The 23,249-nt window shown below is 68.9% G+C and carries 21 protein-coding genes; 15 read left to right on the top strand and 6 right to left on the bottom strand.

Annotation, left to right across the window (positions count from 1 at the left end):
- Positions 1–62 precede the first annotated feature (62 nt).
- Positions 63–584, bottom strand: coding sequence for a pyridoxamine 5'-phosphate oxidase family protein (locus ACIA75_RS29035; RefSeq protein ID WP_397109582.1), 522 nt, complete (start codon positions 582–584; stop codon positions 63–65).
- A gap of 194 nt (positions 585–778) precedes the next feature.
- Between ACIA75_RS29035 and ACIA75_RS29030 the strand changes: the two genes are divergently transcribed.
- The 4 genes from ACIA75_RS29030 (at position 779) to ACIA75_RS29015 (ending at position 5,579) form a co-directional block, all read left to right on the top strand.
- Complete coding sequence (locus ACIA75_RS29030; protein ID WP_397109580.1) at positions 779–3,040, top strand: carbon starvation CstA family protein; 2,262 nt, start codon at positions 779–781, stop codon at positions 3,038–3,040.
- Positions 3,037–3,303, top strand: coding sequence for a YbdD/YjiX family protein (locus tag ACIA75_RS29025; protein WP_397109578.1), 267 nt, complete (start codon positions 3,037–3,039; stop codon positions 3,301–3,303). Before ACIA75_RS29030 ends, ACIA75_RS29025 begins: the two co-directional genes overlap by 4 nt.
- Before the next feature lie 150 nt (positions 3,304–3,453).
- Positions 3,454–5,031 carry an Ada metal-binding domain-containing protein gene (locus ACIA75_RS29020; RefSeq protein ID WP_397109576.1) on the top strand — a complete coding sequence of 526 codons (1,578 nt, stop codon included), beginning with the start codon at positions 3,454–3,456 and terminating at the stop codon, positions 5,029–5,031.
- On the top strand, positions 5,031–5,579 hold the full coding sequence (locus tag ACIA75_RS29015) for a methylated-DNA--[protein]-cysteine S-methyltransferase (protein WP_397110319.1): 549 nt from the start codon (positions 5,031–5,033) through the stop codon (positions 5,577–5,579). Before ACIA75_RS29020 ends, ACIA75_RS29015 begins: the two co-directional genes overlap by 1 nt.
- Positions 5,580–5,853: 274 nt before the next feature.
- On the opposite strand, the gene ACIA75_RS29010 is transcribed toward ACIA75_RS29015, so the two are convergent.
- Together ACIA75_RS29010 and ACIA75_RS29005 are read right to left on the bottom strand one after the other, a co-directional pair.
- Positions 5,854–9,447 carry an AAA family ATPase gene (locus ACIA75_RS29010; protein WP_397109574.1) on the bottom strand — a complete coding sequence of 1,198 codons (3,594 nt, stop codon included), beginning with the start codon at positions 9,445–9,447 and terminating at the stop codon, positions 5,854–5,856.
- Complete coding sequence (locus ACIA75_RS29005; RefSeq protein WP_397109572.1) at positions 9,444–10,643, bottom strand: exonuclease SbcCD subunit D C-terminal domain-containing protein; 1,200 nt, start codon at positions 10,641–10,643, stop codon at positions 9,444–9,446. The genes ACIA75_RS29010 and ACIA75_RS29005 overlap by 4 nt, the downstream gene beginning before the upstream one ends.
- Before the next feature lie 283 nt (positions 10,644–10,926).
- On the opposite strand from ACIA75_RS29005, the gene ACIA75_RS29000 reads away from it, so the two are divergent.
- Positions 10,927–11,901, top strand: a complete 975-nt coding sequence (locus ACIA75_RS29000; RefSeq protein ID WP_397109570.1) for a DUF6542 domain-containing protein — start codon at positions 10,927–10,929, stop codon at positions 11,899–11,901.
- Between the two features lie 34 nt (positions 11,902–11,935).
- Here ACIA75_RS29000 and ACIA75_RS28995 read toward each other — a convergent pair whose 3' ends face one another.
- Entirely contained in the window at positions 11,936–12,943 is a 1,008-nt protein-coding gene (locus ACIA75_RS28995; protein ID WP_397109568.1) for a 4-hydroxy-3-methylbut-2-enyl diphosphate reductase, read from the bottom strand.
- Between the two features lie 249 nt (positions 12,944–13,192).
- On the opposite strand from ACIA75_RS28995, the gene ACIA75_RS28990 reads away from it, so the two are divergent.
- The 3 genes from ACIA75_RS28990 to ACIA75_RS28980 all read left to right on the top strand — a co-directional run bounded on the left by ACIA75_RS28990 (position 13,193) and on the right by ACIA75_RS28980 (position 15,524).
- Complete coding sequence (locus ACIA75_RS28990; protein WP_397109566.1) at positions 13,193–13,939, top strand: lipid droplet-associated protein; 747 nt, start codon at positions 13,193–13,195, stop codon at positions 13,937–13,939.
- 95 nt (positions 13,940–14,034) lie between these two features.
- Positions 14,035–15,285, top strand: a complete 1,251-nt coding sequence (gene xseA / locus ACIA75_RS28985; protein ID WP_397110317.1) for an exodeoxyribonuclease VII large subunit — start codon at positions 14,035–14,037, stop codon at positions 15,283–15,285.
- Positions 15,286–15,287: 2 nt separating this feature from the next.
- Complete coding sequence (locus tag ACIA75_RS28980) at positions 15,288–15,524, top strand: exodeoxyribonuclease VII small subunit (protein WP_397109564.1); 237 nt, start codon at positions 15,288–15,290, stop codon at positions 15,522–15,524.
- A gap of 7 nt (positions 15,525–15,531) precedes the next feature.
- Here ACIA75_RS28980 and ACIA75_RS28975 read toward each other — a convergent pair whose 3' ends face one another.
- A complete protein-coding gene (locus tag ACIA75_RS28975; RefSeq protein WP_397109562.1) occupies positions 15,532–16,092 on the bottom strand; it encodes a DUF4245 domain-containing protein in 561 nt (186 codons plus the stop codon).
- 132 nt (positions 16,093–16,224) lie between these two features.
- Between ACIA75_RS28975 and glpX the strand changes: the two genes are divergently transcribed.
- The 3 genes from glpX to ACIA75_RS28960 all read left to right on the top strand — a co-directional run bounded on the left by glpX (position 16,225) and on the right by ACIA75_RS28960 (position 19,389).
- Entirely contained in the window at positions 16,225–17,268 is a 1,044-nt protein-coding gene (glpX, locus tag ACIA75_RS28970) for a class II fructose-bisphosphatase (protein WP_397109560.1), read from the top strand.
- Positions 17,269–17,705: 437 nt separating this feature from the next.
- Complete coding sequence (locus ACIA75_RS28965) at positions 17,706–18,320, top strand: LGFP repeat-containing protein (RefSeq protein ID WP_397109558.1); 615 nt, start codon at positions 17,706–17,708, stop codon at positions 18,318–18,320.
- A 211-nt stretch (positions 18,321–18,531) separates the two neighbouring features.
- Positions 18,532–19,389: an acyl-ACP desaturase gene (locus ACIA75_RS28960; protein ID WP_397109556.1), complete on the top strand. Its 858-nt coding sequence runs from the start codon at positions 18,532–18,534 to the stop codon at positions 19,387–19,389.
- Positions 19,390–19,524: 135 nt separating this feature from the next.
- Here the strand turns inward: ACIA75_RS28960 and ACIA75_RS28955 are convergent, their stop codons facing one another.
- On the bottom strand, positions 19,525–20,925 hold the full coding sequence (locus ACIA75_RS28955) for a class II fumarate hydratase (RefSeq protein WP_397109554.1): 1,401 nt from the start codon (positions 20,923–20,925) through the stop codon (positions 19,525–19,527).
- A gap of 264 nt (positions 20,926–21,189) precedes the next feature.
- On the opposite strand from ACIA75_RS28955, the gene ACIA75_RS28950 reads away from it, so the two are divergent.
- The 4 genes from ACIA75_RS28950 (at position 21,190) to ACIA75_RS28935 (ending at position 23,246) form a co-directional block, all read left to right on the top strand.
- Positions 21,190–21,459, top strand: a complete 270-nt coding sequence (locus ACIA75_RS28950) for a hypothetical protein (protein ID WP_397109552.1) — start codon at positions 21,190–21,192, stop codon at positions 21,457–21,459.
- On the top strand, positions 21,446–21,730 hold the full coding sequence (locus ACIA75_RS28945; protein WP_397109550.1) for a hypothetical protein: 285 nt from the start codon (positions 21,446–21,448) through the stop codon (positions 21,728–21,730). The genes ACIA75_RS28950 and ACIA75_RS28945 overlap by 14 nt, the downstream gene beginning before the upstream one ends.
- Positions 21,731–22,629: 899 nt before the next feature.
- Positions 22,630–22,920 (top strand): WXG100 family type VII secretion target, encoded by a 291-nt coding sequence (locus ACIA75_RS28940; protein ID WP_397109548.1) that lies wholly within the window; start codon positions 22,630–22,632, stop codon positions 22,918–22,920.
- A 23-nt stretch (positions 22,921–22,943) separates the two neighbouring features.
- A complete protein-coding gene (locus ACIA75_RS28935; protein ID WP_397109546.1) occupies positions 22,944–23,246 on the top strand; it encodes a WXG100 family type VII secretion target in 303 nt (100 codons plus the stop codon).
- Positions 23,247–23,249: the final 3 nt, after the last annotated feature.

Genomic DNA, 23,249 nt, shown 5'->3' with positions numbered 1-23,249 from the left:
TGGGGCGAACCGCAGGAGATTGAGCATGACCACCGGACCGCCAGGGTGGACTCGGGGCGTGGTCACGGCGTGGTGAGTTTCGTGAGGTCGGGGGCATAGACGGTCATCCAGTGCGGGCGCAACCGGTAGAAGACCACCTCGTTGTCCCAGTCGAAGGCGTCTTCGCCGTAGAGGTCCTTGAAGTAGGCGAGCAGCTCCGGCCACTCCGCGTCCGGCTCACCGGTCTCCGGATTCATCTCCTCCACCGTGCCGTGCGTGAACACACCCAGCTCCTCACCGTTCAGATGCGCGACGCTGGCACCCGGACGAGCGGCGAGGTGGCGGGCCTTGGCGGCATTGCGCGCCGTGCCGAAATACCACCGGCCGTGCAGGAAATGACCGTCCACGGCGCTGATCCGCGGTTCCCCGTGCGCGGTCACGGTGGACAGCGCCAGCACGCGCATACCGGTGAGAACCGCGGTGAGCTGTCCGGCGGTCAGGGTGCGGTCGGCATCGATGATCGAGCGGAGGTGCGTGGTGGAGCGGGCGAGGGACGCATCCAGGAGGGCTTGCAGTTCGGTGAGTTCTTCCGGCGTTTCGCGCATTGATCCACGGTAAGTGCGCCCGGGCCCGCCACAGTTGACCGAAATTGCTCGATGTGCGCTCGGTTGCCCGCCGGGACGCGACCTGTCCGCTCGGCGCGCCACAGCGACCGTTCGTCGCAATCGTCCGACCACCCGGTATCCATCGGTTACGTTCATGTGACAGCCATGTCCGCTCGCTGTACAGGAGTTGCCCGATGGGGACAATCGAATACCTCAAGACCGACCCGGACCGGCCACCGGTCGGCGTGGTCGACCGCTCCCCGATCACGCCCGCCAAGAAGGCGATCTTCGTGGCCATCGGGCTGCTCGGCGCGGTGGCCTGGACGATCCTCGCGATCGCGCGGGGCGAGTCGGTGAATGCCGTGTGGATCGTGATCGCCGCGGTGTGTACCTACATCATCGCCTACCGGTTCTATGCCCGGTTGATCGAATACAAGGTGGTCAAACCGCGCGACGATATCGCGACGCCCGCCGAGATCCTGGACAACGGCAAGGACTTCATGCCGATGGACCGGCGGGTGCTGTTCGGGCACCATTTCGCGGCCATCGCGGGCGCGGGTCCGCTGGTCGGGCCGGTGCTGGCGGCGCAGATGGGCTATCTGCCGGGCACGATCTGGATCATCGTCGGCGTCGTCTTTGCCGGTGCGGTACAGGACTACCTGGTGCTGTGGGTATCGATGAAACGGCGCGGCCGCAGCCTCGGGCAGATGGCGCGTGACGAACTCGGCGTGGTCGGCGGCGTCGCCGCGATCATCGGCGTGCTCGCGATCATGATGATCCTGCTGGCTGTGCTCGCACTGGTCGTGGTGAATGCGCTCGCGGAAAGCCCGTGGGGCGTTTTCTCCATCGCGATGACCATCCCCATCGCCTTGTTCATGGGTGTCTACCTGCGGTATCTGCGGCCGGGCGCGGTCGGCGAGATCTCGGCGATCGGTTTCGTGCTGCTGATCCTGGCGATCATCGCGGGCGGCTGGGTCAACGAGAACGAGACCTGGGCGAGCTGGTTCACCTTCTCGCCGGTCACCATCTCCTGGATGCTGATCGCCTACGGTTTCGTGGCCTCGGTGCTGCCGGTCTGGCTGCTGCTGGCGCCGCGCGACTACCTGTCGACCTTCATGAAGATCGGCACCATCTTCCTGCTCGCGGTCGGCATCCTGGTCACGATGCCGGTGCTGAAGGCGCCCGCTATCTCGGAGTTCGCGACCTCCGGCACCGGCCCGGCGTTCGCGGGCAGCCTGTTCCCGTTCCTGTTCATCACCATCGCCTGCGGTGCGCTGTCCGGGTTCCACGCGCTGGTGTCGTCGGGGACGACGCCGAAGCTGGTGGAGAAGGAATCGCACGTCAAGATGATCGGCTACGGCGGCATGCTGATGGAGTCGTTCGTGGCGGTGATGGCCCTCATCACGGCCTCGATCATCGACCAGCACCTGTACTTCGCGATGAATGCGCCGGCCGGGGCGACCGGCGGCACCGCCGAAACGGCCGCGGCCTACACGAACAGTCTGGGTCTGTCGGGTCCGCCCACGACCGGCGCCGCACTGGACCAGGCCGCGGTGGATGTCGGCGAGGAATCGGTGATCTCGCGCACCGGCGGCGCACCTACCCTGGCCATCGGCATCTCGGAAGTGTTCTCCGGATTCCTCGGCGGCGCCGCCATGAAGTCGTTCTGGTACCACTTCGCGATCATGTTCGAGGCGCTGTTCATCCTGACCACGATCGACGCGGGCACCCGCGTGGCGCGGTTCATGCTCTCGGATTCGCTCGGTAACCTGCGCGGCCCCGCCCGTAAATTCGCCGACCCGTCCTGGCGGATCGGCGCCTGGCTGTGCTCGGCGCTCGTGGTGGCGGCGTGGGGTTCGATCCTGCTCATGGGCGTCACCGACCCGCTGGGCGGAATCAACGCGCTGTTCCCGCTGTTCGGTATCGCCAACCAGCTGCTGGCCGCGATCGCGCTGGTGGTGGTGCTGACCATCCTGGTGAAGAAGGGTCTGACGAAGTGGGCCTGGATACCGGGTATCGCGCTGGCCTGGGACCTGATCGTCACGATGACCGCGTCCTGGCAGAAGATCTTCTCCGCCGACCCGAAGGTGGGGTATTGGAAGCAGAACAGCATCTGCCGCGCCGCCCGCGACGCCGGTGAACTCTGCCTGACCGCCAAAACGCCCGACAACGTGGACGCGGTGATCCGCAATACGTTCATCCAGGGCACGTTGTCGATCGTGTTCGCGGTCCTGGTGCTGATCGTCGTGCTGGCGGGCGCCTGGGTGTGCTACCGGGCCTGGAAGTCGGGTGACACCTCCACCACGGAGTCGCCGGAGGAGCCGTCGAAGATCTTCGCGCCCAGCGGGTTCCTCCCGTCCAAGGAAGAGAAGGTCGTGCAGAAGCAGTGGGACGAACTCATCGCCAAGGGTGAGGCCGCGGTGCCGGGCGCGGCCCACGCGGAGGTTCGCAGTTGATTCGCCGCGCCGCCCCGGAGCACCACGCCGACCCAGCTGCCGGGCGGGGCACCTCGCCGTGGCGGTCGGGCGCGGCGGCGGTGGTCCGGGCGGCGCGTGCGGTCCTCTGGTATGTCGACTCCGTGCTCGGTGGGCAGGATTACCAGCGATACGTCGCCCATATGCGCCGTACGCATCCGGGTCGGCCGATCGCCGATAAGCGCGCGTACTGGCGTGAACGGTACGCGGACGCGGAGCGCAATCCCGGCGCCCGCTGCTGTTGAACGGACAGGCCCGCCTCACCTCCCTCGGGAGCGCAGAATCCGAGCGGAGAACGGTCCGACCGGACCGCGAGTAGTTCAGGCTGTTGCACCCCCATTCCGATGTCTGTTTTCCGCTAGCTATGGTCCGTCCGACCTGACATCGTGAATCGGGTGAACACCACGGCCCTGGATTTCGAGCGCTGCTACCGCGCCGTCACCGCGCGGGACTCCCGTTTCGACGGACAGTTCTACACCGCGGTCCGGACCACGGGAATCTATTGCCGCCCGTCGTGCCCGGCGATCACCCCGAAACGCCCGAACGTGACGTTTCTGCCGACGGCCGCGGCCGCCCAGCAGGCCGGCTACCGGGCCTGCCGGCGTTGCCTACCGGACGCCGCCCCCGGGTCGCCGCTGTGGAACACGCGCGCGGACCTGGCGGCCCGCGCCATGCGCCTCATCGGTGACGGTGTGGTGGAACGCGGCGGCGTCTCGGCGCTCGCGTCGTCACTCGGTTATTCGCAGCGTCAGCTCACCCGGGTCCTCACCACCGAACTCGGAGCCGGCCCGCTCGCCCTGGCGCGGGCCCACCGGGCGCATACGGCGCGGCTGCTCATCCAGACCACCGCCATGCCGATGTCCGATATCGCCTTCGCCGCGGGTTTCGCGAGTATCCGGCAGTTCAACGACACGGTGCGCGAGGTGTTCGCCGTCAGTCCCAGCACCATGCGGACCGAAGCACAGCGGCCGAGCCGCTCCGAGACACAGCGGCCGAGCCGCGCAGGAAAGCAGGGGACGAACAATGAGGCAGCGCCTGCCGCCAACGGCACCCTGACCCTCCGCCTGCCCTATCGCGCACCACTGGACCGCGACTGGCTCGAATGGTTCCTGTCCGCCCACGCCACCCCCGGGCTCGAGCTCTGGCAGCCCGCCACAGCCGACAGCGCGGGCACCTATCTGCGCAATCTCCGCACACCGCACGGTTACGCCGGAATCCGGCTCAGTGTGCTGCCCGGCCACGTTCGCGCGGAACTGACCCTGCGCGATATGCGCGACCTGGCTCCCACCGTCGCCCGGCTCCGGCATCTGCTGGACCTGGATGCCGACCCGGTCGCGATCGACGAAGCGCTCCTGGGTCCCGGCGCTCCCGCCGCACACACAGCGGGCGCGTTCACGCCGGGAATACGGGTGCCGGGCTGCGCGGACGGCCCGGAACTGTTGCTGCGCACCATGATCGGGCAACAGATCTCGGTGGCGGCGGCGAACACCCACACCGCCCGCCTCGTCGCGGCGCTCGGGGAACCCGCCGACGGACCCGTACCGCGGCTCTTCCCCACCCCCGCCGCGATCGCCGAGCACGGTGGTGACGTGCTGACCGGCCCGGACCAGCGCGTACGGTCGATCACCGCGGCCGCGGCGGCGCTGGCCGGCGGTGATCTGATCCTGCATCAGGGCCGTACCGCACCCGAACTACGCCGAGACCTGCTGGCCCTCTCCGGCGTCGGCCCGTGGACCGCCGACTACGTGACCATGCGGTTGCTCGCCGACCCCGACATCCTCATGCACACCGATCTCGTGGTCCGCCGCGGCGCCGCCCGGCACGGCCTCGATCTCGCCGACAGCACCCGCTGGTCGCCCTGGCGCTCCTACCTGTCCATGCAGCTGTGGCGATCCGAACTGCGTACCCGGACCACGGCCGGTCCAGCGGTCACGAAATCCGCCGACTCCGAAGCGAAAGTGAGTACCCCATGATGTCCGCGCCCACCGCAACCCCCGCGGCACCGGCCACGGGCCGCACCGGCACAGCCGATTCCGCGACCGTGGACACCCCGATCGGCCCGTTCACCACGATCGTCGCCTCGGACGGGGCGGTACTGGCCGCCGGCTGGACCGCCACACCGGAAGAACTCCGCATCCTGATCCACCCCGCCCTGCGACCCAGTGAAGTGCGGGTTCGGAGCGAACTCGGATCGGTCACCGCGGCTGTCACCGACTATCACCGCGGCGACCTCACCGCGATCGACACCGTCACGGTGCGGCAGCAGTCGGGCGAATTTCTCGGTCACGCCTGGGACGTCCTGCGCACTGTTCCGGCCGGAAGCCCGCTCTCCTACACGGCCTTCGCCGCCCGCGCCGGACGTCCGGCCGCCACCCGCGCCGCCGCCAATGCCTGCGCCCGCAATGCCGCGGCGCTGTTCGTCCCGTGCCACCGGATACTCCGCACCGACGGCAGCCTGGGCGGCTTCCGCTGGGGCCTGCCCGCCAAACGCTGGCTCCTCGAACACGAATCGGCCGACTGAAAACTCGCGGCGGCCGGACCGGTCGCCGCGGGCACCGGCCCGGGATCCCGATCCCGGCGGGCAGCGATGCGCCGCTGCAGCGTTGCCGGTGCGAACTACCAGCGGATTCCCGGGCTGACCCGCCCGACCGGCGGCGCGGCGGGAACCGGCGGATACTGCCGTGCAAGGGCGAACCCGACGCTGGATCGCTGAGCTGCGAGGGCGACCGATCGCTCGGGCGGGCGGCATTTCCCCGCTGGAGTAACCGGGCGCGTCCCACGCGGACGCGCACCGATCAGCCGATGGTGGCCTGTAGGTGCGAACCGCCGGCGCCGCGGATCACATGGAGGCGGTTGGGGATGCGCTGACGCATCTCGTCGACATGACTCACCAGGCCCACCACCCGGCCACCTGCGCGCAGATCGTCGAGAACGCCCATCACGGCGTCCAAGGTGTCGGCGTCCAGGCTGCCGAACCCCTCATCAATGAACAGGGTGTCCAGGATGATTCCACCCGCTTCGGCGGCGACAGTGTCGGCCAGGCCCAGCGCCAGCGAGAGGGAGGCCATGAACGTTTCGCCGCCGGACAGCGTCCGGGCCGGACGGACGACGCCGGTGTAATCGTCGCGGATATCCAGTCCCAGCCCACCGCGCCGGCCGTGGGTCCCGGCTCGATCGGTGTGCACGAATTCGTATCGGCCGCCCGACATCCGGCGCAGCCGCGCCGAACCCGCCACCGCGACCTCTTCCAGCCGCGCCGCGAGCACATAGGACCGCAGCGACATCCGGCGATTGTTCTCCCCACGCCCGGCGACCACCTCGGCCAGTTCGGCGAGTTCCTGATGCGCCCGCTGCGCCGGAGTGATCAGATCCACCGCCGCCCACAGCTGCCCGCACAGGGTCTCCAACCGGGTCACGCGCTGCACGGCGGCCGCGTGTACGGCCACGGATTCATCCAGGGCCTGCCGGGCCTTGTGCACCGCCTCGGCAAGCCCGGCCGCATCGCGGGGCGCGGTCGCCGCGGCCTCCTGGATCTCGGGTTCGTCCAGCACAGCCTGCGCGGCGGCCCGGACCTCGTCGGCGGCGGCGAGGGCGGCGCCGATCGCTTCCTGCCGGGCACGACTCCGCGTCGCGGCGGCAATAACGGGCGAGTACCTGCGGAGGACGGCGAGCAATTCGTCCGGCGCGGCCTCTGCTGCCGAGCCCTGCGCTCCGGCGCCACCCTCCGCCGCCCGCGCGCCTGTCAGGCGTTGCACGGCGGCACGACCACCCGCCGAACCCCCATCTGCCGAGCCCGGCACGCCGGCACGGACACCCGCCGACCCCGACCCCGTCAGACCCTGCATCTCGGCGCGCGCATCAGCGGTCTTCGCGTCGGCCGGGCCCGGCACGTCGGCGCCGCCCCCTGCCGCCCGCGCATCACTGGAACCCGCACCGGAACCGATCGCCGCGATATCCGTTCCCGAGTCCTCTGCGGCAACGAAACCCGCTGCTAGCGCGATTTTTTCGACCCGTGCGACACAGCCCGCCACCTTGGCCCACGCCGCCCGCGCGGCGGCAAGGGCTTCGCGGCGATCACCCGCGGTATCGATCAGCCCGTACAGGCGTTCCCGCCGCCGGCCGATCGTCTCGTCCCGGCCGGCCGCGGCGCGCAACTTCCGGTCGATTTCGGTGAGCCGGGTATTCGCGGCCTGAATCCGCTCCGCCACTGTTCCGGCCCGGGTCTCGACCTCGCGCAGCGCATCGTGCAGCCGGTTCTCGTCAGCGCGCAGGCGCCCGACTTCGGCCGTGCATTCGTCCGCGGTGGCCGCCAGGTCCTCGGCGTCACCGCACCGGTCGGTGGCCCGGCGCAGCGCGGCGGCGAGTTCCACCCGGTCGGTATCACCGCCGCGCGCGATCAGTGCCTCGATCGTGCCCTCAACCTCGGCCATCGCGGTCTGCGCACGTTCCCGTTTCAGCTCGGCGGCCTGCTCCACCGCGACCGCCGCCGCTTCGTCCGCCTTGGAGACCGCACTCTCGCCGGCCCGCGCCGGCCGCGGATGCTCGGCCGATCCGCAGACCGCACACGCCTGCCCGTCGACGAGGCGGCCGGCGAGCTCCGCCGCCATCCCGGCCAGCCGCCGTTCTCGCAGATCGAGCACCTGTTCGCGCGCCTCGAGATGAGCCGCCCGCGCGGCATCCAGATCGACCCGCGCACGGTCGAGCCCGGTACGCGCCCTGGACAACTCGACTGCGGCGGTGGCTGCCTGCTGCAGCCGCTCGCATTCGGCTCGCAGTCCCGGCAACGCCGCCCGGGCATCGTCGGCCTCCCGCGCCTTGGCCTGGGCGCCCGTGATGATCTCCGGCAACTGTGCCCGGCGCTCGGTCAAACCGGCTGCCCGGGCCCGTAACTCTGCCTCGGACTCGCGCAGTTCGCCGAGCTCGGCCCGCAATTTTTCCGCGACTGCGGCGTCCGCCCGGATTTCGTCCAGTTTGCCCAGCACCGCGCTCCACCCGCGGATCGCGGTGTCCAGGGCGAGATCCTCGTCGTGAGCGGCCGGGGCCTCCAGCTCACGCCGCCCGTCGGCGTCGGCGTCGGCGTCGGACACAGTCGGCAACAAGGGCTTATCCGTCTGCGCGGAGTCCAGCGCGAAGAGTGCGAAATCGTCTTCCTCGGTGGTCGCGTCCTGCGCCGCGTCGCCGCCGGTTGCGAGATCTTCCCGCGTGGGGTCATGGACACGCGCGGCCGGTGTGGCCCATTCGGCCGGTGCGTCCCGCTCCGCAAATTCGCCGAGGCGGGCATCAGCACCAGGTCCGGCACCCGCCACCGGCCGCACCAGGTGGATTCCCGGAACATCCGCGCTTTCGGGCTCGTCGGCCAGCCGAGTCAACCGCCGGGCGGCCGAATCGGCATCCGCGGCACAGTGCGATGCAGCCGCCACCGCGGCTTCCGCTTCCGTCAGGGCAGCGGCCACCGGCTCGGCCCGCCGTGCCCGGTCGAGTTCGGCCCGGTCCGCCTGCCGCTGTCCGGCGCCGGCCGCGTAATCGTCGAGTTGCCGCTGGGCGAGCGCCAGGCGACGGCGCTGTTCCGCCGAGCGTCGCTCGCTTTCCGCTTCCTCGTCGGCGTGCGCCGACTCCTCCCGGCGCAGTTCCAGTTCGCGCTGCGCCATCTCGAGATCGCCGCGGGCGGTGGTCAGCAGGTCCTGCGACCATTCCACTGCGTCGAGCAGATCGATCCGCTCGGTGCGGTCCAGCCCTGCCGTCACCGCGACCCGGGTGATCAGCTCCTCGACATTGCGCTGCTGCGCGCCGATCTGCTCACCGGAGGTTTTGCGCTGTGCGGAGAGCCATTGTTCGGCGGCGCCGAACCGGCCGGTGTCGAACAGCTTCTCGAGCAGCCGCTCCCGGTCTTCGTTCTCGGCCCGCAGGAACTTGGCGAAATCCCCCTGGGGCAGCAGAACGACCTGGAAGAACTGATCGGCGCTCATCCCGAGCAGGCGTACGACCTCGTCACCGATCTCGTTGATCCGGGACAGGTTCGTACCCCGGCCGTCCAGCCAGGCCAAGGTGGCTTTGGCCTGCTCCACCCGGGTTCCGCTGCCGCGCAGTTTGGGCCGTTCGAATTCCGGGCTGCGGATGATCCGGACCCGGCGGCCGCCCAGTGTCGCCTCGAGGACCACTTCCGGCCGGATATGCGCCGGAGCGTGATCCGAATGCAGGCGTTTGTCACCCCGGGCGCCCGGCACCCGGCCGTAGAGCGCGTAGGCGATGGCATCCAGCACCGTGGTTTTCCCGGCCCCGGTCCGGCCGTGCAACAGGAACAATCCGTCCGCGCCGAGCTCGTCGAAATCGACCGCGCTGGTATCGGCGAACGGGCCGAACGCCGTCATTTCCAGCCGGTGCAGTCTCATGCGGTGAGTTCCGTTCCGGTGGAGACCGGTTCCACGGTGTCGCCCCGCCGGCCGTCGTCGGTCTCACGCACCGCCGCCGCCATCGCCCGGCTGAGCCATTCCATCTCGGATTCGCCGGGCTCCCCGCGCACATCGGTGAGGAAGGTGCGGGCGATCTCGGTATCGTCGCGTCCGCGCACCCGCTCCCGGTACTTCAGCGCCGGATCGCCCTGGGGACGCTCCCATTCCACGTGCACCGCGTGGGGGAAACGCTCGCGGAGTTTGCGCATGGCGTCCACGGGCCGGGCGTAATCGGTGAGAGATACCGAGACGTAGTGCTGTTCGACCGGCTCCCACGCGGCATCCGTGAGCAGCTCGTCCAGGGACCCGGTGAGTTTGGTCAGGCCACGGACCAGCGGGAGTTCGTGTCCGCGGACCCGGGCGGGCCCGGCGGCGTCGAGGTCCACCAGCCATACCTTCTTCCGGTGCGAACTCTCGCCGAAGGAGTAGGGCAGTGGCGATCCCGAATAGCGCACCGACTCGGCCAGCGTCTGCGGTGAATGAAGGTGCCCCAGCGCGACGTAGGCGGCCCCGAGTTCGGTGAACATCCCCAGCGGGACCGTTTCGACGCCGCCCACCGAGATGGACCGCTCCGAGCCCCCGGCCACCCCGCCGACCACGAAGGCGTGTGCCAGCAGCACCGCGCGGAGGCCCGCCCGCTCCGCCATATCGGCGCGGATCCGGGTGAGTACCGCGGCCAGCACGTCGGCATGGGTCCGCGCCTGCGGAACTCCGAGTTCGCCGCGGCATACCTCCGGTTCCAGGTACGGGATCCCGTAGAACGCGACCTCGCCGTGCTCGTCGGACAGCAGGATCGGCCGGTCCGAATCGGCCACGGTGGTGCGCAGATACAACCCGCCGGCGGCCGCGAAACTGGCGCCCGCCCCCAGCCGGGTCGGCGAATCGTGATTGCCCGAGGTGGCCACGATCCGGGCACCGGCTGCGCGAATCGACTCGAATCCCTTGTTGCACACAGAAATCGCGTCCGCACTCGGTATGGAGCGGTCGTAGACGTCACCCGGGAGCACCACGGTGTCCACTCCCTCCGCGGCGACGAGTTCTGCTATCGCCTCGAGGACCCGCGCCTGGTCGGCCAGCAGGTCCACGCCGTGAAAGGTGCGCCCGATATGCCAGTCCGACGTATGCAGGATTCGCATGACCGCGAACTTAGGGCAACCCACCGACACCTTTCAATGCGAAACCCGGATCCCGGCGACGCCACACCGGCAACACGCCGACGCTGTTCTCGCGGCGCACCATCCAGCCTCCGCATCGATGTCTCAGAAGAGCCAAAGGCCAGAATCAGCCATAGTGGTGGGCGCCACCCACCGCCCTTGACGGTTATGAATACCGCCGCCGAGCACCGTTTCCGCACAATCGTGCCACCGGACCGGCCGTGCCGTAACACGGCCGACCCCTCCGGGCGATAGTGTTCATTACGTGGCTGCTTCCCAACGAGTGAATTCCCGGGTGCCCGCGCCGCAACGTTCGTTACTGCCGACGGTGCCGGGTGTACCGGCTTATGCCGCCGTGCTCATCGCGGCGGCGTGCACCTTCGTGGGTTTCCTCATCGATGCCCTCGGCGACGTCACGGACCTCACGGGCACCTTCAGCGCCTTCTATATTCTCGGCTGCCTGGCGGCCGTGGCCGCGGTCCGGTTCCGCGGCCTGTTCACCACCATGGTGTTACCGCCGCTACTGCTGTTCGTCGCGGTGCCGATCGCCTACCGCCAGCTCACCGGCAGCAGCACCGCCTCGCTCAAGGACATCCTGCTGAACCTGGCCATCCCGCTGGTCCACCGCTTCCCGCCGATGATGCTGGCCACCGCGCTGGTGCTGATCGTGGCCGGGATCCGGATCGCGATGCACCGATCCGAGAAAGCGGCGAGCGAAACCGCCGCGGCGCGGCGCGGCACGAACTGGGGTCGCGGTGAGCGCCGCACGAGCCGCAGCGCGGCGCAGAGCCGCGCGGAGAGCCGGACCCGCCGGGATACCGGGAAACGGCCCGTCCGCGGCCAATCGAAGCGGTCGGCCGGTGGCGAGGGAAAACCGGCTCGCGGCGCTAAACCGTCGCGCGCCGAAACGCTGGCCGCACGGTCGAAGGCGAGCGCGAAGACCAAGACGAAAGCCCGGCCCGAACGCCCCGAACCCGGCTACACGCGAGACGCCGCCGCCGAACCCCCGCGCCGCGGTGGCCGGAACCGGCAGGCGGCACCCGCGGAAACCGGCGCACGGCCGGCCGCACCCCGGGCCCGCGAGGTCCATCCACAACGACCCCCGCGCCCGTCCACCCCGCCACAGGAAGAACCCGCGCGGGCCCGGCGTGGTGGCGGTGAACCGCCTCGCCAGCCACAGGTAGCCCGGTTCCGCGATCGCGAGCCCATCCCGGAGCGGCGCCGTCCCGAACGGATGTGACGCCCGGTCGTCGCCGCATACCGACCAGGATCCGTCAGTGACGGGCGGCGCGCAGCTCCCGCGGCAGGGCGAAAACGAGGGTTTCGTTCGCGGTGGTCACCGGCTGGACCTCGCCGAACCCGTGTTCGGCCAGCATGTCCAGCACTCCGCGCACCAGGATCTCGGGGACCGAGGCGCCCGAGGTGATCCCGACCGTGCGCACCCCGTCCAGCCAGGCCGGGTCGACCTCGCGTGCGTAGTCCACCAGGTACGACGCCTTCGCCCCGGCGCCCAGCGCGACCTCGACCAGGCGCACCGAGTTGGATGAATTCCGCGACCCGACCACGATCACCAGATCGCATTCCGGCGCCATGGCCTTCACCGCGACCTGCCGGTTCTGGGTGGCGTAACAGATATCGTCGCTGGGCGGATCCTGCAGTGCCGGGAACTTCTCCCGCAACCGGGAGACCGTCTCCATGGTCTCGTCCACGCTGAGCGTGGTCTGCGACAGCCAGATCACCTTGGACTCGTCACGCACCCGCACCCCCTCGACGGCGTCCGGGCCGTCGACCAGTTGCACATGGTCGGGCGCTTCGCCGGCGGTTCCCTCGACCTCCTCGTGCCCCTCGTGGCCGATCAGCAGGATGTCGTAGTCGTCGCGGGCGAACCGCTTCGCTTCCTGATGGACCTTGGTCACCAGGGGGCAGGTCGCATCGATGGTGCGCAGTTTGCGTTCGGCGGCGGTCGCGTGGACGGCCGGGGAGACACCGTGGGCGGAGAACACCACGAGTTCACCTTCGGGCACCTCATCGGTGCTGTCGACGAAGATCACCCCGCGTTCGCGCAGGGTTTCCACCACATGGCGGTTGTGCACGATCTCTTTGCGGACGTAGATCGGGGCGCCGTGTTTCTCCAGCGCCTTCTCCACGGTTTCGACCGCGCGGTCCACGCCCGCGCAGTAGCCGCGCGGTTCGGCGAGCAGCACTCGTTTCCCCTCCGGGGCCATGGTGGCGGTGCCGGCGGAGCGAGTGATTCCGACATTCAACGGTATTGCCGAGGACATGCCGACAGGATACGTGCGTCCCTACCGCACTGCCGCGCGCGTGGGCCGCGGCACACCTTCCGCCCGCCACCCGTTCACCTCCACGGCCAGTACACCGCGCTGACCTGCGACAAAAGGCTCACCGCGGTTTCCCGAGCCCGGCCACGGCCGCAGACCGGCCCGGCCGGCGCGCTCCCGCGGCGCGCCACGGCCTGGCCGGGTGGGCCCGCCCTCTTTTGCGGACCGTGTGATATCGGGCAGGCTAGTACCATGTTTCGACCACCGTTCCTGGCCCGTGTCGCCGCCGGAGCCGCCGTCTATGTCCTCGAGGAGACGCGCCGGCTGCCGTCCGCGGCGGTGAAATTTCCCGTCACCGCGGTGAGCCAGCTGCTGCAGACGGGTATGCACGTCCAGCAGTTCGTCACCAGTCTCGCGATCAAAGGCGATTCGGTCTTCGACCGGATCATCAACCGGCCGGAGCAGCAGCCGGAATGGGCCACGTTCGACGAGGACGACGAACTACCCGTACGCACCCCCGGTGCCGCCGGGCCGGCCCGCAGCAGTGGGTTCGACCGGTTCGAATCCGACCCGGTAGAGGTCGAGCTGGCGCTGCAGGAAACCCTCGCCGGGCTGCGCGCGATGCAGAACGGCAGTGCCGTGCCCGAGGCCGCCACCTTCGAAACCGAGGAGTGGGAAGCACGGGTCGCGACGGAGCCGGCGCCGGATTCCGAGACCGGCCCGGCTACCGATATCGCCCCGGAGCCCGAGACTGCGCCTGCCCCGGAGCCGGAAGCCGCGGCCGATCCCGAACCTGCGAGCGCCCCCGAACCCGAACTTCCGGAGGTCGGCGCGCGCTACGACTACCCGAATATGACCCTCGCCCAGCTGCGCGGCCGGCTGCGCACCCTCACCATCGCCGACCTGGTCGCCCTGCTCGACTACGAGCAGCGCACCCGGGATCGCGCGGCGTTCGTCACCATGCTGACCAACCGGATCGCCACCGTGCGAGCCCAGTGACGGGAGCCGATTCGGTATCCGCGGCCGGCCGGGCCGGTTCCGGCCGGTCCGGGCAAGCCGTCGCACCCGCCAACTCCGCCGAGCAGCCGTGGCCGGTGCGTTCGGTGTCGATGAAGGTCGCGCAGTGGATCGACCGGCTCGGCAGCATCTGGGTCGAAGGCCAGCTCACCCAGATCAATCTGCGCCCCGGCACCCGCACCGCGTTCCTGGTGCTCCGCGACCCCGCCGCCGATATGTCGCTCTCGGTGACCTGCGATCCGGCCCTGCTCCGCGACGCCCCCGTACCGCTGCAAGAAGGCAGCCGAGTGGTGGTCTACGGCAAACTCGCCTTCTTCACAGGGCGCGGCACGCTGTCGCTGCGAGCCAGCGAGATCCGTCCGGTCGGCGTCGGTGAACTGCTGGCCCGCATCGAGCGGCTCAAGGCGTTGCTGGCCGCGGAAGGCTTGTTCGACGAACGGATCAAACGCCCGCTCCCCTTTCTCCCCGCGACCGTCGGCTTGATCACCGGCCGCGGCAGCGCCGCCGAACACGATGTGCTGAGCGTCGCCCGGGGACGCTGGCCCGCGGTGCGGTTCGAGGTCCGCAACACCGCCGTGCAAGGCCCGTCCGCGGTACCACAGATTCTGGACGCGCTGGCCGAACTCGACCGTGACCCGGCGGTCGAGGTGATCGTGCTGGCTCGCGGCGGCGGCAGCGTCGAGGATCTGCTGCCGTTCTCCGACGAGACGCTGTGCCGCGCGATCGTCGCCGCGACCACGCCCGTTGTCAGCGCGATCGGCCACGAACCCGATTCCCCGCTCTCCGACCTGGTCGCGGACCTGCGCGCCGCCACCCCGACCGACGCCGCCAAACGCATCGTCCCCGATGCCGCCGCGGAGACCGCCCTGGTCCACGACCTGCGTTCCCGGTCGGCCGCCGCCTTGCGCGGCTGGGTCCAGCGGGAGGCCGCCGCGCTGGCGCAGCTGCGCTCGCGGCCGGTCCTGGCCGACCCGCTGCGTGAGCTCGGGCATCGTCACGACGAGATCGAACGCCTGCGGACCGCGGCCCGCCGCAGCGTGGACGGCCTGGTCCGCGCGGAAGCCACCACGACGGATCATCTGCGCCGCCAGCTGACCGCGGTGGGCCCGGCCGCGACCCTGGCCCGGGGCTACGCTGTCGTACAACGCGTAGCCGGCTCCGAACGGCATGTGGTTCGCGCTATCGAGGACGCGCCCGCGGGCAGCCAGCTCCGGATCCGGGTCGGTGACGGTGCGATATCCGCCGCCGGTCTGGGCACCACACCGCTGGGCGACCGCACCCGCCGGACCGCCGCCGAACGACCGGCCGACGACACCGAGAGGACCTGACCGTGCCGGATACCAGCACCGACGACGAACTGGCCGAGATCGCCGGTCTCGGCTACGAACGCGCCCGTGACGAACTGGTCAATGTGGTGAAGATGCTGGAGCAGGGCGGGATGGATCTGGACGACGCCCTCGCCCTGTGGGAACGCGGTGAAGCACTGGCCAACCGCTGTGCCGAACATCTGGCCGGTGCGCGGCAGCGCATCGAAAAGGCGCTGGCCGAATCCGACCGGGCGGAGTGACCGCGGATTACAGCGGCCGCGCGGCCGTCACCGCCGCGGCCAGCGTTTCGAAGGCCGCGGTATCGCCCGCCCCGCGGATCAGGGCCCGGCTGTCACCGAAATCGGCGACCCATGCGGGTTCGGCGTCCGGTTCCGCGTACTCCACCCATTTCTGCCCGCCGGTTTCCCGGGTCCCGGTGGCGTAGCGCGCACCGACGATATGGTCCACCAGCACGTCCTCGGTGGCATCGCTCTGGTTCAGCTGCATATAGGTGCCGGCACCGGTGATGTAGCCGATCGTGCTCACTGTGCCGCCACCGGCACTGGTGATCGTGTCGCGGCTCCCGGAATTCGGCTTCCAGTTCTCCGGCAACGCCGGCTCGCGGATCGGGAACCGCAGATTCTGCGCATCCGAGCGCAGGGCCGAGGCGGCGTCGAAACTCGGGATCGTCCCCTGGGTCGGCCCGTTCGCCGCGAAACTGCACTGGCTGGTGACACCGGCGAACACCACAGCGATCAGCACCAACGGGATCAGCGAGAAGAGCAGGTCCCGGTAGTCGTTCAGGATGCGTGGCTTTTGGTTCGGCACGCACCCAGTATCCCCCCGGTCCTGCCGTCTCCCCCGCGCCGCCCCCGGCACGGCCGTACCAGCTGATCAACTCCGCGGATCCGGTCAATGCGACAATTACCGCGAAGTTACGACGCCAAGGAGGCACCCGCCATGACGGCATCTTCGACCCCTGCGAGCCGCCGCGAGGCACCCGACCGCAACCTCGCGCTCGAACTCGTCCGAGTCACCGAGGCCGGTGCCATGGCAGCGGGCCGGTGGGTCGGCCGGGGCGATAAGGAGGGCGGCGACGGAGCGGCCGTGGATGCCATGCGGCAGCTGGTCAGCTCGGTATCGATGCGCGGTGTGGTGGTGATCGGCGAGGGCGAGAAGGACGAGGCGCCCATGCTCTACAACGGGGAGAACGTCGGCGACGGCACCGGCCCCGATGTCGACTTCGCGGTCGATCCGATCGACGGCACCACCCTGATGTCCAAGGGTTCACCGGGCGCCATCTCCGTGCTCGCCGTCGCCGAACGCGGCGCCATGTTCGATCCGTCGGCCGTGTTCTACATGCACAAGATCGCCGTCGGCCCCGAGGCCGCCGACGTGATCGATATCTCGATCCCGATCGGGGAGAACGTCCGCAGAGTCGCCAAGGCCAAAGGCGCCTCGGTCTCCGATATCACCGTCTGCATTCTGGACCGGCCCCGGCACGCCGACCTGATCCAGGAGGTCCGGGACGCGGGCGCCCGCATCCGGCTGATCTCCGACGGTGACGTCGCCGGCGCCATCGCCGCGGCCCGCCCCGATTCCGGCACCGATATCCTCGTCGGCATCGGCGGCACCCCCGAAGGCATCATCGCCGCGGCGGCCATGCGCTGTATGGGTGGCGTTCTGCAGGGCAAACTCGCCCCCAAGGACGACGAAGAGAAGCAGAAGGCCATCGACGCCGGGCTCGACCTGGATCAGGTGCTCGTCACCGAGGACCTCGTGTCCGGGGACAATGTCTTCTTCTGCGCCACCGGCGTCACCGACGGCGACCTCCTGCGCGGCGTCCGCTATTCCGGCGGCGGCGCATCCACCCAGTCGATCGTCATGCGCTCGAAGTCGGGCACCGTGCGCATGATCGACGCCTACCACCGCCTCACCAAACTCCGCGAATACTCCTCGGTCGATTTCCACGGCGACGAACACGCCGCCCCGCCCCTGCCGTAATATCGGCGCCGCCTGCGGCGGCGCGGGTTTCGGCCCCCCTTGGGCCCTGCTTTCAGCCCTCGAGACTCGCGCCTGCGGCGCATGCGCTTCGAGGACTGAAAGCAGGGCCGGGCCGAAACCTCCAAGGCCTCGCTGGACTCGGCACCACCGCTGGGCACGTTGGGCGGCGGCGCGGAGTGAACCTTCCGGGCTCGCCGAACTTTTCATGGCTGGGCAGTTTCGATCTGCAATTCGCGGATCAGCACGCCCCAGATACAGCTATTTTCTGGCACACTATTCTCCAAGCTTCTCCTGCGGGTACGATCCTCGTGATCACCGAAGCGGTAGCGCTACGGTTCTCGTGCCGGTTAGCCGTTGCGTTGCCACCTCATGGAGCCGGAGTGATGATTCCGCGGCCTGGGCCGTGTATCACTTCGGCCTGTCGCGAGAGGATGGACATGCATCACTTCGCTCGACGTTCGGCTGGATTCACCATGGCGCTCGCGGCCGCGGGCCTGCTCGTTGCGGGCTGCGGCGACGACGACAACTCGGTATCGGATTCCGTCGGTTCGCTGACCTCGGCGGTAATGCCCGGCGGCGACAACACCCCGACCGGTTCCCCCGGGGCGGAGGGTTCACCGACCGAGACTACCGGTGCCGAGGGATCGCCCACCCCCGATGAGGATCCCAACGCCGATGCCGGCGAAACCACCGTGCAGACGCCGGACGGCACCGAGGTGACCGTATCCGGCAGCATCTACCAGAAGTACAACGAGGCCGGCGGCCCGGCCGGAACGCTCGGTATGCCCGAGGGCGAAGAAGAGGTCGCGGGCGACGGTGGCCGCTACCAGAACTTCGTCGGCGGGACCATTTTCTTCAGCGAGGAAACCGGGGCCCACATCGTGTGGGGTGATATCCGCGAGGCCTGGGAGGCCAACGGCGGCGCCGACGGCGAACTGGGTTTCCCGACCTCGGACGAGGAGGAAACCCCCGAGGGCAAACAGAGCCAGTTCGAGGGCGGCACCATCACCTGGAACTCGTCGGACCGCTCCACCACCGTGACCCAGAATTGATCTCCGGCGCATGGGGCACTCGCTTGGCGGGTGCCCTTTTCGCTGTCCGCACCGACCCGCCGGCATCGAGCGCTTCGCACGGAATTCCCGGTCACTTTTCCGGCCCACCGGAATGGTGCGCGTTCACGATCCGAACTGGACCTGTGACCGATAATTCCCAACCCGCCCCGGCGCTCACCCGATCTCCGCTCCGACCCGCTACCGTGTGTGCGTGCAGAATCTGTTGACCGACCGCGACCTGCTGGAATCCCTCGCGGTCGAGGTGGAACTGACCGTGCGGCGCCATACCGAGATCGCCGACGAATGGCAGCCGCACGACTACGTCCCCTGGGACGACGGCCGGAACTTCGCGTTCCTCGGCGGCGAGAACTGGGACCCAGCCCAGTCCGAGTTGGGCGATACGGCCCGGCTGGCGCTCACCGTGAGCGTGCTGATAGCCGACAACCTGCCCTCGTATCACCGCGAGGTCGGCAAATACCTGCGTACCGGTGCGTGGTGGCGCTGGGTGGGCCGCTGGACGGCCGAGGAGGCCCGGCATTCCGTCCTGATCCGTAACTACCTGATGGTCACCCGCGCCTGTGACCCGGTGGAACTGGAACGGCTGCGGATGGGTCATATGACCGACAGCTTCCGCCGGCCGCCGCTGCACCTGCTCGACGTGCTGGCCGCCTGCGCGTTCGAGGAGAAGGCCGCGGCGATCCGCCACCGCAACACCGCCGCACTCGGCGAGAACCCGCTGGTCACCGCCATCAGCGAGCGGATCGCCCGGGACGACGAGCTGCAGGCCGACGTATTCGCCGATCTCCTGGCGGCCGGCTTCACCGAAGCGCCGGATCAGGCCATGCGTGCCGTCGCCGATCAGGTCGCCGCGTTCCGGGTGCCCTCGGTGACCCTGCCCGACGGGCGCAGCAGCGACGAGGCGCTGGCCGAGGCCGGAATCTACGATCCGGCGAAACAGGACGAGCTGGTTTTCGCCCCGCTGCTGCAGCGCTGGGATGTCTTCGGCCGCACCGATCTCGGTGAGGCCGGCGAGGCGGCACGGGCCGAACTCGCCCGCTTCCGGTCCTGACCGGCACTGCTCAGATCGGATCCGGCGCACGGGTCCACGACCGGCTCGAGCACCGCGTGCTCGAGCCGGTCACCGTCCTCCGTGCGACTGGGCGGCAACTGACCGTCACCACCGGCCGTAGATCATCGGCCGGATTCAGTCCCGGTCGACATTCGTCATCGACAGCACATCCAGCCGCCGGTCCAGCTCGTCCTCGCTGAGTTTCTCCCCGATCAGCCCGCGGTCGATCACGGCCTGCCGGATCGTCTGCTGTTCCCGCAGCGCCTGTTTGGCCACCGCGGCCGCTTCCTCGTAACCGATCGCCGAATTCAACGGCGTCACAATCGACGGCGACGATTCGGCCAGCGTCCGCAGGCGTTCCGTATTCGCGGTCAACCCGTGGATGCACCGGTCCGCGAACAGCCGCGAAACCGCCGCCAGCAGACGGATCGATTCGAGCACATTGCGCGCCATCACCGGAATGTAGACATTCAGTTCGAAATGCCCGCCCGCCCCGGCGAACGCGACCGCGGCATCGTTACCGATCACCTGCGCGGCCACCTGGGTCACTGCCTCCGGAAGCACCGGATTGACCTTGCCGGGCATGATGGAACTACCCGGCTGCAGGTCCGGCAACTGCAGTTCACCGAGCCCGGTCAACGGCCCCGACCCCATCCAGCGGATATCGTTGGCGATCTTCGTCAGGCTCACCGCCACGGTCCGCAGCGCACCGGAAACTTCCACCAGTCCGTCGCGCGCGGCCTGCGCCTCGAAATGGTCCTCGGCTTCGGTCAGCGCATCGATCCCGGTGCTGCGCACCAGCTCCGCCACCACTTTCGCACCGAACCCGGCGGGCGCGTTCAGCCCGGTCCCGACCGCCGTCCCGCCGATGGGCAGCTCCCCGAGCCGCGGCAACGTCGCCAGCAGACGCTCCATTCCCGCCGCGACCTGCCGCGTATAACCGCCGAATTCCTGCCCCAGGGTCACCGGCACAGCATCCATCAAATGCGTCCGACCCGATTTCACCACCGTCCGCCATTCCTCGGACTTGTCGAGCAGCGCGAGCCGCAAATGCTCCAGCGCGGGCAGCAGATCCTTGATCACCGCCTCGGTGGCGGCCAGATGAGTCGCGGTCGGAAAGGTGTCGTTCGACGACTGCGACATATTCACGTGATCATTCGGATGCACCGTGACCCCGTTACCCGCCGCGATCGAGGCAATCACCTCGTTGGCATTCATATTCGAACTGGTCCCCGACCCCGTCTGGAACACATCGATCGGGAACTGGTCGTCATGCCGCCCCTCCGCGATCTCCGCCGCGGCCGCGATAACAGCCCCCGCCAACTCCCCGTCCAGCAGCCCCAGATCCCGGTTGACCACCGCACAGGCCCCCTTCAGCAGCCCGAGCGCCCGGATCTGCGCCCGCTCCAACCCCCGCCCGCTGATCGGAAAGTTCTCCACGGCCCGCTGCGTCTGTGCCCGCCACAACGCGTCCACCGGAACCCGGACCTCACCCATCGTGTCGTGCTCGATGCGATACTGCGTCTCCTCGCTCATAGCCCGACCCTATGCCCGCGCCCAGCGAAGCTGGGGTGCCACGCTCGAGGTCTAGATCACCCCGCCCGATCGACGCTCACTGTCGACGGGCGCACCCCGGGACAGCATGCGCTTGCTGCAGACCACGGGGTATAGGTGTGGTGACACGTTCCCCGTGAATGCGACCGGTTGAGTACCCTGCGTTTGGATCCGGAGGTGACCTGGGCGTTTCTGGCGGCAGTTTTCTCGGAGTGGATTGCTGGCCGAGTGGCCTATCATCAGGTCATGCCCCCAGCGAGTCCACTACCCGCCGGCGATCCGCACCGTGTGATCACCGGCCCGGACGGTGCTGTCGACGTAATCGTCAGCCTGAGCGAGTATCAGCAGCTGAAGCAGGCGCGTGAGGACCTCCGTCGCCTCCGCGCAGAGCAGCGCCGCAGTGAGATCGCCACGCAGATGCGTGCGGGCCTGACGGAATTCGAAACCGATCCCGCCGCCTTCCGGACGCTGACCCGTGCGGATCTGCTGCGGGAGGATCTCTTTGACCGCCCGTAGGGTTCTGATCGAAGTAGGTTCGCGAGCAGAACAGCAGATCTACGACCTGCCGGACAAGTTGCGGTTGAAGGTTCGCCTTGCGTTGCTGGACCTGCTCGACGACCCGTTGCCGCTTGCGAACGGGGCGATCCCGTTCCGGGCCGGTGGGGAAGAGATCCCCGACGCATACGAGTGGGACCTCGGCGGCGTCACGATCTTCTACAACGTGATCGAGACCGGCCCGCTGCTGGTCCAGGTGATTGTGCAGGTTGTCGTGGTTGACGCACTCTGATCGCTGACCGGTTCCCTTCACCGGCCGCCGCAAGGAATCGAGGATGTTCCGGACGAAGGTAGGCCGAGGCCATCCGCAATACGGCTTCCTTCATACGCAGAAGCGCATCGGTCACCGATGCCGCCGCACCACTAGATACCCAGGGGTCGGCCAGCACCCGGCGTGGCGACCCGTCAGTCGGGCAGCGATCCGGATGGGCCCACCACACACCACCGGTCCCGCCGAATGCACGTTCGAACACATACGACAGACGCCGCCCTCTAGTAAGGGGTCCGCAGGCGGTGAAAGCTACCGCCTCCGATTCGGATATCAGGTCTCCGGCTCTACCGTTTTACTACACAACCACCGGCCGTCGACCTTCTCCAGAGTCATGGTCATCGTTGCGTAGATCGTTCTCGGCTCGGGAGTCGAGGCGGTTTCAAAGCAACCGGACGTGGCAGATCGCGGTCCTGTGCCAGATAAACCTCCCCCATACCACCGACGCCGAGCAGCCGCTCAATGCGATAACCGGCGAAATCCTCACCCTGTGCCAGCACCACCCGGTTCCCCTCTGCACCTCGAAATCCCGCGTAACCCTACTGGACTCCGTCGCCCACTGCCCCGGCCACGCGACACCCACCTATCCGCCGCGTCCCACAGCTGTGACCCTGGGCAGTCCAGAACACCGGCGGCCGCTACGTCGCCGCGGAGACGGTCAAGTTGAGCTGCCGCGGATCACTGCCCGGCACTGTGGTGGAGCCGAGCGAGTCGCGCCGCGCCTCAGGTCTGGATCGCCGCGCGATCATTTCAGCCCACCACGACGGATTGACAATGCAGTATGTGCCGGTACTGTTCGGCGGGACTGCTGTTCGACCGATTGTGGGGATGTTGTGGGGGATCCGGCAGATTCGGCTCCGGTCTTGCAGGTCGTACCCGACCATGTCCTGGATGCGGGCAAGTTCGTGCAACTCACCGCCGACCAGCTCGTGAACGCCCTGCATTCCCTGGACACCGATATCGATGCCGTACTCGGCGTGTGGAAAGGCAACTCCGCCAACGCCTATCGGGCTGGCTGGGACGAGACCAAACAGGGCGCGGTCGAAGTTCTCGAAGCCCTCTCGACCATCGCCGAGCTGCTGGGAGTCACCACCGTCACGTTCGTGGAACAAGACGACAGCAACTCCCAGAGCTACCCATCGCTCAATCTCTGACCTGCAAAAACGGGGGAAATACGATGCCCGACGATGAAGCCTTCCAGGTCGACCTCGACCAACTCGACAACCTCACCGCCCGCGCCGCGAACTTCATCGGCTTCCTCAACGACAGCCTCACCGGCCTCGAACAACGCATGGCCGCACTGCAACACACCTGGACCGGCGACGCCGCCCTCGCCCAAGCCAACGCCTTCCGGCAATGGTCCACCGGAGCCACCGACGTCCGCGAAGGCGTCGACACCATGCGTCAAGCCGCCCTCGACGCCCACACCCGCTACACCACCGCCATCCAAACCGTGCAGCGCATCCTCGGCCCCCGATAACCG

The organism is Nocardia sp. NPDC051750, assembly GCF_044453135.1.
GTDB lineage: Bacteria > Actinomycetota > Actinomycetes > Mycobacteriales > Mycobacteriaceae > Nocardia.
Note: the sequence above shows the minus strand (reverse complement) of the source record. Positions and strands in the feature narration are given on the sequence as shown.